10 protein-coding genes and 1 pseudogene are annotated in these 16,517 nt (G+C 69.9%); 2 read left to right on the forward strand and 9 right to left on the reverse strand.

The window, feature by feature from the left end; all coding sequences use genetic code 11:
* Positions 1-435: 435 nt before the first annotated feature.
* The 3 genes from AB0L34_RS08885 to AB0L34_RS08895 all read right to left on the reverse strand — a co-directional run bounded on the left by AB0L34_RS08885 (position 436) and on the right by AB0L34_RS08895 (position 9,016).
* Positions 436-4,245: a S8 family serine peptidase gene (locus AB0L34_RS08885; RefSeq protein ID WP_363703181.1), complete on the reverse strand. Its 3,810-nt coding sequence runs from the start codon at positions 4,243-4,245 to the stop codon at positions 436-438.
* Positions 4,246-4,510: 265 nt separating this feature from the next.
* Complete coding sequence (locus tag AB0L34_RS08890) at positions 4,511-7,492, reverse strand: AAA family ATPase (protein WP_363703183.1); 2,982 nt, start codon at positions 7,490-7,492, stop codon at positions 4,511-4,513.
* Positions 7,493-8,443: 951 nt separating this feature from the next.
* Entirely contained in the window at positions 8,444-9,016 is a 573-nt protein-coding gene (locus AB0L34_RS08895; protein WP_363703185.1) for a hypothetical protein, read from the reverse strand.
* A 167-nt stretch (positions 9,017-9,183) separates the two neighbouring features.
* On the opposite strand from AB0L34_RS08895, the pseudogene AB0L34_RS08900 reads away from it, so the two are divergent.
* Positions 9,184-9,276, forward strand: a pseudogene (locus AB0L34_RS08900) (IS5/IS1182 family transposase); the annotation flags it as partial.
* 37 nt (positions 9,277-9,313) lie between these two features.
* Here the strand turns inward: AB0L34_RS08900 and AB0L34_RS08905 are convergent.
* Positions 9,314-9,448 carry a hypothetical protein gene (locus tag AB0L34_RS08905; RefSeq protein ID WP_363703187.1) on the reverse strand — a complete coding sequence of 45 codons (135 nt, stop codon included), beginning with the start codon at positions 9,446-9,448 and terminating at the stop codon, positions 9,314-9,316.
* Positions 9,449-9,564: 116 nt separating this feature from the next.
* Here AB0L34_RS08905 and AB0L34_RS08910 point away from each other — a divergent pair, with 116 nt between their 5' ends.
* The gene (locus AB0L34_RS08910) at positions 9,565-9,747 is read left to right on the forward strand and encodes a helix-turn-helix domain-containing protein (RefSeq protein ID WP_363703189.1); all 183 of its coding nucleotides are present in this window, start codon (positions 9,565-9,567) and stop codon (positions 9,745-9,747) included.
* Between the two features lie 543 nt (positions 9,748-10,290).
* On the opposite strand, the gene AB0L34_RS08915 is transcribed toward AB0L34_RS08910, so the two are convergent.
* From AB0L34_RS08915 to AB0L34_RS08935, 5 genes are all read right to left on the reverse strand, one after another.
* Positions 10,291-10,767 carry an SH3 domain-containing protein gene (locus AB0L34_RS08915; RefSeq protein WP_363703191.1) on the reverse strand — a complete coding sequence of 159 codons (477 nt, stop codon included), beginning with the start codon at positions 10,765-10,767 and terminating at the stop codon, positions 10,291-10,293.
* 781 nt (positions 10,768-11,548) lie between these two features.
* Complete coding sequence (locus tag AB0L34_RS08920; RefSeq protein WP_363703193.1) at positions 11,549-12,559, reverse strand: dipeptide ABC transporter ATP-binding protein; 1,011 nt, start codon at positions 12,557-12,559, stop codon at positions 11,549-11,551.
* Positions 12,556-13,551 carry a succinylglutamate desuccinylase/aspartoacylase family protein gene (locus AB0L34_RS08925; RefSeq protein ID WP_363703195.1) on the reverse strand — a complete coding sequence of 332 codons (996 nt, stop codon included), beginning with the start codon at positions 13,549-13,551 and terminating at the stop codon, positions 12,556-12,558. The genes AB0L34_RS08920 and AB0L34_RS08925 overlap by 4 nt, the downstream gene beginning before the upstream one ends.
* Positions 13,552-13,555: 4 nt before the next feature.
* The gene (locus AB0L34_RS08930; RefSeq protein ID WP_363703197.1) at positions 13,556-15,517 is read right to left on the reverse strand and encodes a dipeptide/oligopeptide/nickel ABC transporter permease/ATP-binding protein; all 1,962 of its coding nucleotides are present in this window, start codon (positions 15,515-15,517) and stop codon (positions 13,556-13,558) included.
* Positions 15,507-16,496: an ABC transporter permease gene (locus tag AB0L34_RS08935; protein ID WP_363703199.1), complete on the reverse strand. Its 990-nt coding sequence runs from the start codon at positions 16,494-16,496 to the stop codon at positions 15,507-15,509. The genes AB0L34_RS08930 and AB0L34_RS08935 overlap by 11 nt, the downstream gene beginning before the upstream one ends.
* Positions 16,497-16,517 lie beyond the last annotated feature (21 nt).

Below are 16,517 nucleotides of genomic sequence, written 5' to 3' on the forward strand. Positions count from 1 at the left end.
CGCCGTCGACTGTGTGACGTGTCAGCCATTCACCGCTGTTGAACAACGTTGATCTATATGCCCTACCGCCATCTTTACGCATCACAGAGATAGCGGAAACCTCCCCTTTCGGATTCAGGCACGGCCCGCAACCGATGCGTGACACATTGCCTTCTGTCGTCGCGCGATGGCCGCCGCACGCGCTGTCGCGCCGTCGGGGACCATCCCGCCCGGTGAGTGACACGGCACAGTGGTGCCGTTCGGTACGCAACTCGAAGCGGTCGCCGGCACACAGCACACCTCCAGGACCGCGGGAACGGGGGTGCCCCTGATGTGCGCGGTGTGTGCTCGACAACGGCAGCGAACGCCGGCCCCCCGCTCGCGTTACATCGCGGGTCGCACACCCGCGGTGGCGTGCGACCTCGACTGTCGCACGCCACCGTCGATCGTTTTGACCTAGCGGGGTGCCAACCGCCAGGCGCGGGTGATCTCTTGCTCGATGCGGTTGCCGTTGGTGTCCCAGGCCTCCACTCGCACCGAGGCGTACCCGGTCGGGGTGTCGCCGGCGGCCGTCGAGTCCAGGATCGCCTGGAAGTTACCGGCCCCCGGCGTGACCTTTGTCGGTCGTTCCTGCCAGGTAACCCCGTCGTCGTACGAGATCGACACCTTGGCTCCGGCGACGGTGCCTCCGACGTACCCGGCCTGGTGCCGCACGTGCAGCTTCAGGGTGGCCGGACCGTTGCGATCACTCGGCAGCACGGCGGTGTTGGTCCGGTCGAGCTGCGTGTCGTAGTCCACCGTCAGCATCGGCACCAACGCGGGTGCACTCGGGCGTGCCGTCCGCACCGTCCAGTTCGTCACGGTCTTGGTGGAGGTCTGCCACCACGGCGCGTTGCGAGTGGTGGTCAGCTCCAACCGCGCCGTCGACTCGCCGGGCGGCAGGCTGCTCAGCTTCACCATCGGGCGGGACGCCTGACCGATGTATTTCCCGTCGAGGTAGAACGTGATCGGCGAGGTATCGGTGCCGCCGTTGCCGTAGTGTTCCGCGCTGCTGCTGTCCGACCACTCCGGAAGCTGGAGTGTGATGACGTCCCCGGTCCGGGTCACCGGATAGCCAGGGTTGCGCGGACCCGCCGGGCCGAGCACGGTGGGGTGGTTCGGGCCGCGGAACCACTCGTGCTTGACGTGTTCGACGCCCGGGTAGATGACGTCGCGCTCCTGCAGCGTGCCCCCGGAGGGATACTGAGCGGTGACGGCCTGCCGGTACAGCGAGTCCGTCCCGGCGGTCACGTACTCGGTGCGCTGCTGCGCGGCTTTGACGGTCGACAACTGCGACGCCGCGAACAGCAGGTAAGGCCGCCACAGTGCCCGGTACTCACCCAGCGACCCGCCCGGTTCGCCATGGAACGCGTTGTCCACGGTGACGAGGTCATCGGTGTGCACAGTCTCATCGACGCCGTCCGGAAGCGCACCGGATCGGATCAGGGCCAGGTCGTACAGGTACGGCGACCAGGACGTGCCCGACACCCGCACTGAAACCTTTCCGGTCGCGAGCTGGTCACGGAGCTGCTGGCCCGCCTCGCCGCTGATCGCCATGGACGGGATCTGCGCGTTGGTACCTACCGAGCCGAAGAAGTATCCGCTGGTGTCGTGCATGATCACCAGGGCCTTCGCTCCGTGCGCACGCGCGGTCGCCTCGATCGTCGAGTACGCCGTGTCCGACCGCCGCACCAGTACCGCCTTGCCCATGGTGTCCAGGCCCGTGTAGTCGGCCTCGGCGCCTTGGCCGGCGTACACCAGGTCGAGGTCCATCGACGTGTCGATCTTCGGCGTACCGGCCAGCGGCTGGATGTACACGTCCTCAGCCCGTGGCGACACCACCTTCAGCTCCAGCGGTGCCGCTGCCAGCCGGACCTGCTGGACGAACTCCAGAGGCTTCACCTCGGCAGGCCCGGACTTCAACACGTACGTCGGTGTCCACTTCCCGATCCACTGCGGCGCAAAGTTCTCGGTCGAGCGCGGCCCGCCGTACCCGATCACCGTCTTCGCCATCTGATCCACCGGCGACGCCTCGGGATGATCCGGGGTGCCGACCGAGATCGCCTTGGCCTGCCGTGCGTCGAAGGTCAGCGCGATGTCCTCGGTGAGACGCACCGTCGGGGACCCGATCATCGTCCTGTTCAGCATGTACCTGTTGGCGCCGTCCATCGTCTGGATCGCGCCGACGATGTAGTACGTACCCGGCGTGAACCGCCCGCTTGCAACGCCGTTCTCGAAGCGCAGCTCCTTCCAGGGCTGTGCCGGGTCGTTGGCGTTGAGGACGTAGACGACGCTGGCGCGGGTCGCCGGGCGGCCGTCCCGCATGATCCCGGTGAGTGTCAGGCCGGCCATCGGTGGTTCCACGGTGAACCCGACCGGCACGCGGACATTGGCAGCTCCGCCCTGCGCCTTCAAGTAGCCGCCGTAGACACCCTTCGGCAGGTTCCGGACGTCCAGGCTCACGGTCGCCGTAGCGGTGCCGTCGCCTGGGATCGTCAGGGTGGCCGGACTGACCGACAGCGCCGCGCCGGGTGCCGCGGTGCCGTCCTTGTGCCTGACATCCAGCGCCAGGTCGAGAGTGACGGCCGCATTGCTGCGGTTGGTGAAGGTCACCGGTTTGGCAGTGACCGGAGTGTTGTCCTGGGGGTAGGCGAAGAAGCCCACATTCAACGGTTCCGGCGTCGCCAGGACGGGCGCGTTGATCGCTGCCGGGACGTCGATCAGGCCACCGCCTTGCTCGTAGACGCTCGCGTCCGCGCTGGGGCGTCCGGTGGCGATCAGCTCGGCCTTGACCTGCTTCGCGGTCAGCTCTGGGTTGTGCTGCATGGCGATGGCGACGGCTCCCGAGACGTGCGGGGTGGCCATCGAGGTGCCGCTCGCGGAGGTGTACAGGGTGTTCACGGGCGTCCCCATGGCCGTCCCAGCGGCGCGCGCCGCCACGATCCCGACACCTGGTGCGGTGACATCCGGTTTGATCGCATAGTCGCCCAACCGCGGACCGCGGCCGGAGAAGTAGGCCAGCTTGCCTTGCTTGTCGACGGCGCCGACGGTGAGCGCCGCGTCGGCGGAACCCGGCGACGCGATGCTGCCCGCGCCCTGCTGACCGTTGTTGCCGGCGGCAACCACGAACAGCGTGTGCGGATGGCTTGCGCTCAGCTGGTTGATCGCCATCGACTCCGGCGAGGTGCCATTGTCACCGACGTTGCTGCCGATGCTCATGCTCACCACGTCGGCCAGCGGTGCGGCCCATTCCATCGCCCGGATCGTCGCCGAGGTCGGGCAACTGCCCGACGCTGTGCAGATCTTCCCGATCAGCAGGTCGGCTCCCGGAGCCACCCCTTTGTACTTGCCGTTCGATCCGGCACCCGTACCGGCGATGGTGCTGGCCACGTGGGTACCGTGACCGTGCTGGTCGGTGATGCTAGCCTCGCCGGTGAAGATCCGTGTTCCGGCGATCTGCCCGGCCAGGTCCGGATGGCTGAGATCGACGCCGGTATCCAGCACCGCCACGGTCTCGCCGGTTCCGTCGAAGCCCTGCGACCACCCCGCGGGTGCGCCGATCATCGGCACGCTCGTGTCGAGGCTGACTTCGGCGATCTCATCCAGCCAGACCTTTCCGGGGCTGGTCAGCGTCCTCGCGGTGCCGCCGGCGGCGGGCGCGATCGTCGACCACCAGCCGCCGTCGGGCTTCACCGTGGCGGCGTACCCGTTGATGCTCGACAGGCGGGTGGTCACCGCCAGGCCCTTGGTGCTCGCCGCAGCGACGCGCGCCGGCGTGTCGGTCACGATCACCGAGACGCCGTCGGTGTAGCCGTAGTCGGCCAGCTTGGTGACGTTGAACAACTCCCGGTCCAACCGATCCGGAATCAGCATCGCCGCGTCGGACGGGATGACGTAGAGGTCGTCGCCCTTGTCGAGCACCTCGAACTGGGGCTCCTGCCCGGAGGGCCGCGGGGCCGGCTCGACGACGGCGACCTGTCGTCCGTCCTCGGCCGGTTCCAGCCGTACCTGGTCACCGGTGATGAGGGTGATCGGGTCTGGACTGGCGGAGCCGCTCGGCAGCGCGGACACCACCACGCCGGCCGGTGTGGCTCGGGGATCGTCGGCACCAGCGCCGGGGGACGCGGCACCGGTGAGCAGCGTCACTACCAGCGCGGGTGCCGCCAGCAGCGACAGTGGTCGGCCGAGGCGGGATCGTCCGCCCAGCGGAGCAGGTCGTGGGGTCATCGACACTCCTTGGTTGCCGCCGGCAAGGCCGGTCACAGTGGTTCGTAGTGCTTCCCGCCGGCGTCGCCGGCCTGGTCTTCGTCGCGGCGTCGAGCCGACTGCCCGTCATCGGGGTCGGGCGGCGGAGTGCAGGCAGGGCTGCTCCGATCAGCCGGCGAGCCGGCTGACGCCCTTTCGGCCTCCTGCGCTTCAGGCGGATCGTCGGCCATACCGGCAAGCATCGCGAGCGAAGTGGTCGCTAGCGACCGTGCAGACTACGTGGAATTCATCCCGCACCGACCGAGTCCTCGCCGTCCGCGCGATGAAGCCCGGCCTCGACCGCGGCGAGGGCTAGGGCGGTTCGCGACGTCACGCCGAGCTTGCGCATCGCGGATTTGACATGACCTTCCACGGTGCGGGGTGACAGGAACAGCGTCTCGGCGGCCTGCCGATTCGTCATGCCGCGGACGACCAGACCCACCACGTCGAGTTCGCGCGGGGACAGCCGGTCGCCGTATCCGCGGCGCCCGCCGCGCCACGTGCGAGCAACCTCTCCGCCGTGCTCCCGCACCACGTGGGCCACCCGATCCGCGTCCCACCGGGCGCCCAGGTCGTGCAGCCGCTGCTGGGTGTCGGCGAGCAGCTCCAGCGCGCCAGCGCTCTCGCCGGCGGCCAGCAGCGCCCGGCCCTGCCGCTCCCTGCTGAGCAGCTCGTCATAGGGCCGCGGCAGCGCCGCCCACAGCCGGGCCGCGTCCGCGAACAGGCCGGCGGCCCGGCGTGGGTCGTCCGCGGCCCGGGCCACGAGGCCCTGACACGTCACGAGCGCGGCCGCCGGTGCCGGAAAGTTTCGATCGGCGACCTCGTGCGCAAATGTGGCGACGAAGTCATCGGCGTCGTTTCCCGCGGCCATGCCGAGCAGCGCGTCCACGTGGACCGGCGCGATGTCGGTGATCCACAGCCACACACCCTTGTGCGCGATCAGGTGCACCACTGGTCCGGTGATCGAGAGCGCCTCGGCCGGGTCGCCGTCGGCCAGGTGCAACCGAGCTAGCGCCGCCGGCACGGCCACCGCTTCCGGCTCCATGACACCGAGCCGAGTCTGCTCCGCGGCGACCTCGTGCAACTCACGCCGGGCCGCGGAACGTCCGCCGGCGGCCAGCTGCAGCAGACCGCGAACCTGCCGCGCATGGAGCCTGCTTTCTGCGTCGCTGTCCTCGCGCCCAGCCAGCTCCGCCACCCTGGCGTCAAGCCCGGACCAGTTCCCCACGTACCAGTCGATCCGCGCCTGCACAGCCAGGGCGAGGTAGGTGAGCCGCGACGAGTCGGCGGCCTCGAGGTGTCGGCGACACACGGCCAACTGCTCGCGCGCGCCGTCGAACCGGCCCCACGCCAGCATCGCCCAGACCGCGTTGACCCGGGTACTCCCGATCTCACGTTCGCCCGCCCGGGTCGGCGCCGAGTCCGGGAGATGCCTCAGCGCCTCCCAGCCCGCCTCCTCGCCGAGCAGGAGCAGCGCGGTCATGCGCATGTCCAGGAACGCCCGCCGGTCCTTCGTCGCGACCTGATCGAGCAACTCGCCGGCGCGGTCCAACCAGTGTCGGTGCCGGCTCACCGGCCAGTCCGGGATCAGCGGAAGCACCATGTTGGCCATCGCCCGGATCGCCAGATCCGGGCGATGGCCAAGATCGGGAACGGCCGCCTCCCACTGCTCGAACGAGGCGGACCGCTCGCCGACCGCCCACAGCATGCGGCCCAGCAGCAACCGCAGCTCGCCCCGGTCAGACCGGGCGATCTCACCCGACTCCAGAACCCGGCGAAGGACATCGACCACGTGCTCGGCGAGATCGCCGAGAGCGGCCGCACCGAAGAAGGCAGCCTGACCCAACTGACGGGCCAGCCGGACCCGCCGACCGATCGGATGCTCGGCGGCGTTCATCACCTGCAGGAGCGTCTCGACAGCGGTTCGATCGTCGCCGGACTCCAAGGCCAGCTCGGCGCTCGCCTCGGCGTACCCACACCACTGATCGTCGTCCCCGGCCTCGCGGAAGTGGTGGGCGAGCCGCGCCACCGGCGGATGGTCTTTTCGCCGCAGCGCCCGCGCGGCCCGCTCGTGCATCCGGCGCCGCTCCGAGACCGGCATCGCGCCGCTGATCGCCTGCGCGTCCAGCACGTGCCTGAAGGTGAATCGGCCGGTCGAACGCTCGCGCAGCAGGCCGGAGGCCAACGCCCGGGCCACACCGCTGCGGGCGGCCGGCTCGTCGAGGTCGGCGACCGTGGCCAGCAGCGGCTCGTCGGCCGGGTCCATCAGGATGCTGGCCGCCTCGAGCAGTCGCTGAGTGTCCCGGTCGAGTCGGTGGACCCGCTCCAGGACCGATTCGCGCACGGATGCCGGCACCTCGAGCTCGGTGAGGAGCCGGCGAGTCCAGTGGCCATCTTCCCGGGTGATGTCGTCGCGGTCCTCCAGCAGCAGTAGGTACTCCTCGACGACAAGCGGGATGCCGTCGGTCGCGCCGTACAAGAACTCGGCGAACTGCTCGGACACCTGGTCGGTGGCATACATCGAAGCCACCAGCTGCCGGATCTGCTCGATGCCCAGCGGCTGCAGGGCGATGCGGAGGCGGGACATACCGGCCGGCGTGCGCGCAGTCAGCCGGGGCAGCAGCGAACCCGCCGGTACGTCCCACGGACGGAAGGACACCACGATCGACAGGTCACGCACGCCGGCGGGCTCGTCCGCGCACAACGTCAACAGCCACTCCAGCGTGGCGGTGTCGGCCCAGTGGACGTCCTCGAGGACGAGAATCGTCACCCCGAGACGGTCGACGAGCTCGGACAACGCTCGAAACAGCACATGCCGGACCGCGGACGGGTCGTCCAGCGGCTCCGGCGCGGGCGGGAGATCTTGCGACCACTCCGGGAAGAGCGGCCGCAGAGCGCCGCCCAGCGCACTCATGCCATGGGTGTCCGGGTTCGGTGCCAGGCGCCGGATGCCGGCCACCACGGCACCCAGCGGGGCCGGCTCGGGCACCGGTGGACAGGTCGCGAGCAGCACACGGTTGGCAGGCGAAGGCGAGCCGTCGAGCGCCGCCAGGACCTCGCGCAGCAGGCGGGTCTTACCTATCCCTGCCTCGCCCTCCACCACCACGAGCGCCGAGCCAGCCGCGAGGGCGCCTGTCACCTTGCTGAACGCGTCGTCGCGGCCGACCAGCGCGGGCGTCGTCGTCGAACGGCCCGCCGGTCGCCGACGTCGTTCGGTACTCGCCGTCACCTCGACCTCCGCAGCATTCCGCCCAAGGCACGATTCCGTCGACGGCGGTCAATGCCGACATCGTCAAGGCCGAAGCACTCGTGGCCCCTCAGCAGCGGCTCCGCCGTTCCCCCGCACGGTGCCCGACAGTCCCAACGCGGTCAAGCCCGCCGCCCAACCAGTGGCTACCTACCGGCTACCTCACGGTCCCGTCCGCCCGCGTACTCGGAAGCCAAGATGCGTCACGTCCGGCTCCTCGTCGACTCCGACACGCTCCAAGCCGATCGGGTCGCCGCTCGACTCGTCGACAGGAGCGTCAACGACGCCACGCTCGGGGTCCCGGGACCAGCCCCGGACAGACCCGACCCGGATTGAGCGGCGAGTCGTCGGACTACGAGTCACCCGCCGGCGGGGACCGGCGGTGTGCGTGCTCGGCGCGCAGGACCTGCGGCGATTGTTCGTCGTCCAGCAGCCGCAGGCTGCATAGGACGCCGGCTACTCAGGATGAAAATGGCCCGCCCTCCGATCGCCTAACCAGGCCACCTGCCAGGTTGGCTGTACAGCCATCCCTACAGCCAAGCCCGCCCGCTGGCGCCGACGCTGCCCGACAACGACGGACGGGCTGACCAGGAGCGCCACCACCGGGCCAGCCATCCGCGATCTTCTTCTAATCCCCAGGCCGGTCGGTTGCCTGACGCATATGGGGACGCGAGCCCCGACGCTCAGGGTTTGGGCACTACCTGGACGATGCTGCCGCCGCTCGCCGTGTTGCCGCCGTCGACCACGGAGGTGACCAGGTTGTGGTAACCCACCCGGAACCACCGGGTCGTTTTTCAGGCGGAGCCGACAGCCGCAGATGTATGCGGTTGGGGGCGCGTCGGTCGCGCCGAGGCAGTGGGCGTCGGGCACCAACCTGCTCCCCCACCCAGGACTCCCGGCCTCTGTGGGGCAACGGCCTCTGCTGTGGCACGGTCAACGGTGGACCGTCGTTCCGCGGGCCTCCAGGCGGGTCAGGACATCGGGGTCGTCGAGGTGTGCCATCGAGACGTCGAGGGTGTGTAGCGCAGGCAGCGACTCCAGCGCCGCCGCTCCCGTGCATTTCCCGGTCAGTACCAGTTCCGACAGGGCCGGGTGGCCGGTCAGCGGGGTCAGATCCAACGGCCCTCGACGGTAGCCGTGGCCGTCCAGGTCCAGGGACCGCAGGCTGGACAGTGCGTGAATGCCCTCCAGCGACGTCACGTTGTAGTCGTCGGACTCGCCGCCGGTGTCGATGTCCAGGGTCTGCTCGATCAGCATGTAGATGTCGCTGCCGCCGTCGAACTGCAAGTGGGTGATCGCTGCAGCCTCGGCCGACGGCACCGCGACGGCATGTAACAGCTCTAGTGACGCCTCCAGGCGCGGGCCTGGACCTGGGTAGCCGTCCTCCGGGCCATCGGGGCCGGTCGACTCGATGAGCGCCTTGAGGTCGTCGGCAGCGATCGCGTCATCCAGCAGGGCGTCCAGGACGCCCAGGTGCAGGCCGAGGTCGGCGAAGATGAGGGTCATGATCCCGACCGTATCTTGTTACCGGCTTGGCTTAGGACGCGGAGCGGGTCGTCGTTCGAGTCAGGCGGGGCTGGTGACGGTTCGGAGGCGGCCGGTGCGGTGGGAGGGGACCAGCCGTCGGGTCAGGACGACGACCATGGCCCACTGCGCCATCGCGGCGGTGCACCCGATGACGTTGTCACCGTGGTGTCGCCACCCGCTACGACAAACCCGCCGTCCGTTTCCAAGCCGTCCTGACCATCACCATCATCACCGAGTGACTCTGACCGCCTTGTGAAACACGCCTGAGCCCGTGTTTCACAGGTCCTGGAGGTACTGGTTGGTGGCCGCGATGGCCAGGGTGGCCTCGTAGCCACGGCGAGTGCCTCGTCTTTGAACGTTGATCGTGTAATCCGTCGGTTCTGAGGGCTCGTCGGGCAGGTTGTCTCTCATCGTTCACGGTGGGAGGTGGTGGCCGGTGGGCAGACGGCCGGAAGTGTTCGTCCGGCAGGTGTCGATGGCCGAGGGTCAACGGTTGCAGCGGATCACCCCGGACCGCGAAGGACCCGGTGAAGCTGCGCCGGGCGATCGTGGTGCTGATGTCCGCGCAGGGGCAGCCAGCCCCGGACATCGCTCACCTGCTCAAGACCAGCCAGGACTACGTCCGGGACGTGATCCACGCGTTCAACGAGCGGGGGTTCGACGCGCTGGACCCAAAACGGGGGCGGGGGCGCACCGAGACGGATCGATGAGCAGACCCGCGACCGGATCTGCGTCATCGCCCGGTGCGACCCCCCGCTTCCTCGGCAAACCGTTCTCCTGCTGGTCCCTGGCCAAACTCCGCGACTACCTCATCGACGCCGGTTACGTCACGACGATCAGCGTCGAGACCCTCCGGCGGATCCTGCACGAACGCGGGGTGTCCTGGCAGGCACCAAGACCTGGAAGGCCAGCACCGACCCCGACTTCACCACGAAGATGCGCCGGATCCTGAACCTCTACGATCACCCGCCCACGGACGGCCTACTGGGACGGACGCCTCGACGAGGCCGTCGCTGCCGCCGAGGACGGCACACAATACACGCGCGAGGGGACCATCACGGTCCGGCTGTTCAGCCTGCTCGCCCGTGCCGAGGCCCGCCGGCACCGCCCTTCGAACGCCCTGGCCGCGCTCGACGCCGCCACCAAGGCCCGGAACACCCTCGCCCCCGAAGATCACCTCGGCAGGCCGCGCCGGGCAGGTGTCCGACGCGGCCCGGAGATCGGTGCCGACCGCTGCCGGCCGACACTGGGCGTCAGCACGCCAGGGTGGAGATCGGTACGCCCGTCAGGCCGTCACCCCGGACGAAGCCGGTGACGCCGGTGCTGTTGTTCCTGACGTAGTACCAGCCCCATCCGTCGTCACCCACCGCGCCGCACCGCAGGGTCGCGCTCTGGCCCGCGTAGCCCAGGCCCAGCACGGTGCAGGTCGTCGACGGGCCGGTGCGCAGGCGGATACCGTCGCCCGAGAAGCCGACGCTGTGCGGCTCGTAGGCGCCGGGCCGCCAGCCGCAGCGCGGCGCCATCGCTGTGGCCGGGCCGGTGCCGGCTCGGTCGCCAGCGGAGATCCGCGCCGCCGGGGCGGTACCATCCGTGCTGCCGCCCGGGGCGGTCGCGATCTGCGGGGCGGACTGCGCGGTCGCCGGGCCGGCGGCCACGACCGGCCCGGCCAGCAGCGGTAGGCCGAGGGCCACGGCGAACGCCGCCCGGCGCGCGACTGCGGTGAGCTTCATCTGCTACTCCCTGTCTCGTAGTCGTCCCCGCCCATGCGGCACTGCCTGTAGCAGCGAGAACGGCGGCGAAATATCGAGCGACTTCATCCTATGGGCGCGCCCGGTCCAGTCGGTTGTCGTGACTTGCTGTTTACCGCTCGGTGTCCGATTGCCCTGTGCCGTCGCACGTCCTCGCCGCTGACCGCACGCCGCGCGCGTACAGCGCGACTACCGGCCCGAGCTACGCGCTGACGACCTGCCCGACGGGGTGGTCCTGACGACCCTGGTTGATGCCTGGACCCTGGCAACGTCAGCCGACTCGTCAATGCGGTAGTGGATGTACGCCGTGACGGCAAGGCCGGAGGGAAGAGTGGCTTCGCCGGTGAGCTCGACCTGATGGCCACCCCACACGCCGATGAGGCCCTCTGCCGGAAGTACGGCCGCAAGGTCCACGCCGTTCCGTTCACCGCTGCCACGGACGACCAGGGCCGACTGGTCGAGTTCGCCATCCAGATGAACGCCCTCGGACCCGACCTGGGCACCGCGCGCACAACCTGGCACAAGGTCGACGGCACGTGCGTGTTGCAGGGCCGCGATGAGCCGGTCGACGCCAATCTCGTTGAGATCAGTGCCTTCGCCCTCTGCCGCTGCCCCGGCGGGGCTCCACTCCCCCGTCGGTGGGCGGCCGGGGCCGGTACCCACCGACCACCGGGTACCGGGGCCCCGCCCGGTACGGCTCCTGACTCCTTGAGTGCGGGAGCCGGCGCCAACGGGTCCGGCACTCAAGGGAGCCCGGGGGGCCTCAGGTGACGATCGGCAGCCGTCGCGCGGTAGGGGGTACCTCGTTGACGCACGCCACCGGATGCCCGGCGGCGCGCTCGATCAGGGCCGGCGGCTCGTCCGCGCAGGCGTCGAGCGCCTGCCAGCAGCGGGTCCGGAACCGGCAGCCGCTCGGCGGGTTGACTGGGCTGGGCGGGTCGCCGCGGAGCAGGATCTGCTCGCGCTGGTGGTGTGGGTCGGGCACCGGTGCCGCCGAGAGCAACGCCTGGGTGTACGGGTGCGCCGGTCGATCGAAGATCTCCGCCACGGTGCCGGTCTCCACCACGTTGCCTAGGTACATCACGGCGACCCGGTGCGAGATGTGCCGCACCACGGACAGGTCGTGGGCGATGAAGACGTACGCGAGGCCGAGGTCGCGCTGCAGCCGGCGGAGCAGGTTGATCACCTGCGCCTGCACCGATACGTCTAGCGCCGACACCGGTTCGTCGCAGACCACGATCTCCGGTTGGAGCGCCAGGGCGCGGGCGATGCCGATGCGTTGCCGTTGGCCGCCGGAGAACTGGTGCGGGTATCGGTCGATGTGCTCGGGGTTGAGGCCGACGGTTTCCAGCAGCTCCTGGACTCGGCGGCGGCGCCGGTCGGCAGTGCCCAGCTCTCCGTGCACGGTGAAGGGCTCGGCGATGATCTGCCCAACGGTCATCCTCGGGTCGAGCGAGGAGTACGGGTCTTGGAAGACGACCTGGATGCGCCGGCGCAGGTCGCGTAGCTCCCGGCCGCGCAGCCCGGCGATGTCGGTTCCCCGGTAGCGGATCTGTCCGCCGGAGGGTTGTTCCAGCCGGGTGAGCAGCCTGGCGAGGGTGGATTTGCCGCATCCGGATTCGCCGACGACGCCGAGCGTCTCACCGGCGCGGAGTTGGAACGAGACGCCGTCGACCGCCTTGACGACCCCCACCGACCGGCGGATCAGGTTGCCCCGCCGGACAGGGAAGTACTTGGTCAGCCGCTCGACCTCCAGCAGCAGCTCGCCGGTCATGGCGTGCTCCGGCGGGGTCGGCCGATGACGAAGCCGAAGTTGTACGGGTGCACCGGGTGGTTGCGTGGGACGGAGAGCAGGATCCCGTCCCCGGGCGTGCGGTATTCCTCGATGACGGTCAGCTCGACTGGGGAGAGCAGTCGGCCGAGCAGTTCGCCCTCGGTGGTCGGGGTGAGCAGGCGGTCGACGCCGATCTCGGGGATCAGCATGCCGCCGTGCCTGGGGCGCAGGTCCCAGGCGACCTCGACGTCGGTGACTGGCCGGGGTGGTACCGGCTCGTCGAGCATGCCGAGGTGGGCCATCACCCGCCGCACGCCTTCGACGTTGCGGGCGAGCCAGTCGGCTTCGCTGCGGGCACCGAAGCCGAGGCCACCGACCTCCACACCGATGGCTGGCACCCCAGCGGCGGTGGCCGCGTCGAAGACCGAGTTCGGGAAGACCACGGCGGCGTCCTCGCCCTGGATGTAGGGCATGCCGAAGGCCACGGCCAGTTCCCGGCTGGCTGCCGACAGCGGGCCGGTCGCGTCGTAGAGCACGACTCCCCAGGTGGTGCCCCAGGGGCCGGGGTGGAAGTCCAGCAGGTGGGTGGAGCGCTTGACGATTTGCTCGACGAGGACCTGGCCGGTTCGTCCGGTGATCGACTCGGTGTCGCGCAGGATCGCCTTGTTCATGTTGACGAAGCCGACCTGCTGGATGTCGTTGGAGTACCGGGTGGCGGTGCGGAGCGCGTACGGGTTGGCTGCCGGTACCAGCACCAGGGTGCCGCGCAGTGTGGCGGGGTCGGTGTCGGCCAGCATCGCGCGTAGGACGGCGTGCGAGAACCACTCGTTGCCGTGCACCCCGGACAGCAGGGTGAGGGTCGGTCCGTCGGCGGTGCCTGTGATCACGTGTGCGTGGATGGCCAGTTCCGAGCCGTCCAGGTCGGTCAGGACGGGGAAGCGGAGCAGTCGGTTCTCTCCGGCCGGGGCACGCAGCGGCGTGCGAGGGGTCATGTCGTCACGGCCTTTCGTGGGTCGGCGTGGTGGTGGCGGGCTCCGGCGGGGGGTCGCCTGTCGGGGTGAGTCGCAGGCACGCGGCCCGGTGCCCGGCGGTCAGCGGGACGAGTTCTGGCACTGCCGTTGAGCAGTCCGGGGTGCGGAATGTGCAGCGCGGGGCGAACGCGCAGCCGGCCGGTAGGGCGGTCATCGCCGGTGGTGAGCCGGGGATCGCCCACAGTTCCTCGTCCGCGGGCCGGTCGAGGCGGGGCACTGAGTCCAGCAGCCCGCGGGTGTAGGGCATCGCGGGGTGGTCGAAAACGTCGGCGGCGGTTCCGACCTCGACCAGCCGGCCGGCGTACATCACTGCGATCCGGTCGGCGATCTCGGCCACGATGCCCAGGTCGTGCGTGATCATCAGGATCGCCGTGCCGGTCCGTTCCCGCACCGCCCGCAGCGCGGCGAGCACCTGGGCCTGCACGGTCACGTCGAGGGCGGTGGTGGGCTCGTCGGCGATGATGAGGTCGGGGTCGTTGGCGATCGCCATCGCGATCACGACTCGTTGGCGCATCCCGCCGGAGAACTGGTGTGGGTAGTCCCCGAGCCGGTTGCGGGCGTCGGGGATGCCTACCGTGTCCAGCAGTTCGATGGCCCGTTCCCGGGCTTCGTTCCGGGAGCAGGCCCGGTGGATGCGGACCGCCTCGGCGACCTGGTCGCCGATGGTGTGCACCGGGCTCAGCGAGGACATCGGGTCCTGGAACACCATGGCGATGCGGCTGCCGCGCAGCCGCCGGAACCGGGGCTCGGTGAGCCCGATGAGTTCCTGGCCGGCGAAGCAGATCGAACCGCTGACGGTGGCGGTGGGTGGGAGCAGTCCCATCATCGCCGCGGCGCTCACCGATTTGCCGGAGCCGGACTCGCCGACCAGGCCGACCACCTCGCCCCGGCGCAGGTCCAGGTCGAGGTGGCGCACTGCCGGCACGTCGCCGCCGTCTGCGGCGAACACCACCCGCAGGTCCCGCACGGAAAGCAGCACGTCCTCGCTGACCGCGTCGATCCGCGCAACGGGCCGGGCCAGGTAGCGGCGGCGGCGCGGTCCCTTGGTCTGGGTCGGGTCGAGGGCGTCGCGCAGCCCGTCGCCGATGAAGTTGATGGACAGCGCGATGAGCAGGATGACCAGTCCTGGGAAGTAGAACAGCCAGGGCCGGGTGGCGACTGCGGACTGGGCGTTGGCCACCAGCAGACCGAGCGAGGTGTCCGGGGGCTGGACCCCGAAGCCGATGAACGAGAGCGCGGTCTCGGCGAGGATCGCGGTGGCGACCAGGATGGTCACCGAGACGATGATCGGGCCGGCCACGTTGGGCAGGATGTGCCGCGCCATGATCCGCAGGTCGGAGGAGCCCAGCGCGCGGGCGGCCGAGACGAACTCCCGTTCCCGCAGGCCGAGCACGACGCCGCGGACCACCCGGGCGACGCTGGTCCACATCAGCGCGGCGAGCACGACCGCGATGAGCACCCAGCCGCCACTGCTGCCGGCGAAGTTGTGCCCGAGCACGGCGGCGACCGCGATTGTCGGCACGGTGAGGAACAGGTCCACCAGCCGCATCAGCAGCGCGTCGACGGTGCCCCGGTAGTAGCCGGCGACGATGCCGATGGCGGTGCCGACCACCGCCGCGCCGAGCGCCACGGTGAGCGCGATCAGTAGCGACTGCTGGGTGCCCCGCATTACCTGGGCGAGCAGGTCGTGGCCGAGCGAGTCGGTGCCGAGCGGGTGGATCGTCGACGGCGGCTGCGAGTTGTCGGGGGTGATCTCGTCGTGGCCGTAACGCCACAGCAGCGGGCCGACGAAGGCAAACAGCGCGACGAGGGCGAGCACCACCAGCGCGGCGGCGGCGAGCCGGTGCCGACGGAACCGGGCGAAGACGGCGCGCCACTGTCCGGGCGTGGCGGCGGTGGCGGGCACCGGTGGCGGGTCAGCGGACACGGCGGATCCTCGGATCGAGAGCGGCGTACAGGATGTCGGCGAACAGGTTGAACACGACCACCGCGACCGCCGCGACGAGCAGCCACGCCATCACGGCGTTGACGTCCCGCCCGTTGATGGACTCCAGCAGGTAGTCGCCCATGCCCCGCCACTGGAAGACGGTTTCGGTGACCACCGCTCCGGCGAAAACCGCGGTGAAGTCCAGAGCGATGACCGTTACCAGCGGGGTGAGCGCGGTACGCAGGGCGTACTTGCGCAGCACGGTACGCCGCCGCAGCCCTTTGGCGGTGGCCAGCTTGACGTAGTCGCTGCCGAGTACGTCCAGCATGGACGAGCGCTGGAACCGGCTCCACGCCGCGAAGTTGATCAGTACTAGGGTGATGGTCGGCAGGATCAGGTGACCGGCGAGGTCGGCGATCCGGCCGCCCAGGGTGGGCGGCGGGATCACCGAACTGTCGCCGACGGTGTAGATCAGGGTCTGACCGGCGAGCGTGTTCAGCTCGATGCCGCCCTGTTTGAGCAGCACTGCCAGCCAGAACGACGGCATCGCCAGGAACAGGAAGCCGGTCGAGGTGAACAGGTAGTCGAGCCAGGAGTACTGGCGGACCGCGCTGACGACCCCGACCAGGATCGCCAGCACGGCCGCGATCAGCATTGCGATGAGGACGAACCGCATCGTGATGCCAAGGCGCGAGCCGATTTCCATGCCGATGTCGGCGTTGCGGTCCACCGACGGGCCGAGGTCACCGTGGAGGACCCCGGTCAGCCAGTTCCAGTACCGCTGTAGCACGGGCTGGTCCAGCCCGAGCCGTGCCTCCTCGGCGGCGATCGTGTGCGGCGGTACCGGTGGTTGTCGTTCCCGCAGTTCGGCCAGCGGGTCACCGGACTTGGCGACGGCCAGGAATATCAGGAACGTCGACACGAACAGCACCGGTATGGCGACGAGCAGCCGCCGCAGGGCGAAGCCCACGATCTCCATGAGGAACCTTCCCGCGCCCGC

This window comes from Micromonospora sp. NPDC052213, assembly GCF_040679695.1.
In the GTDB taxonomy this organism is placed as follows: Bacteria; Actinomycetota; Actinomycetes; order Mycobacteriales; family Micromonosporaceae; genus Micromonospora.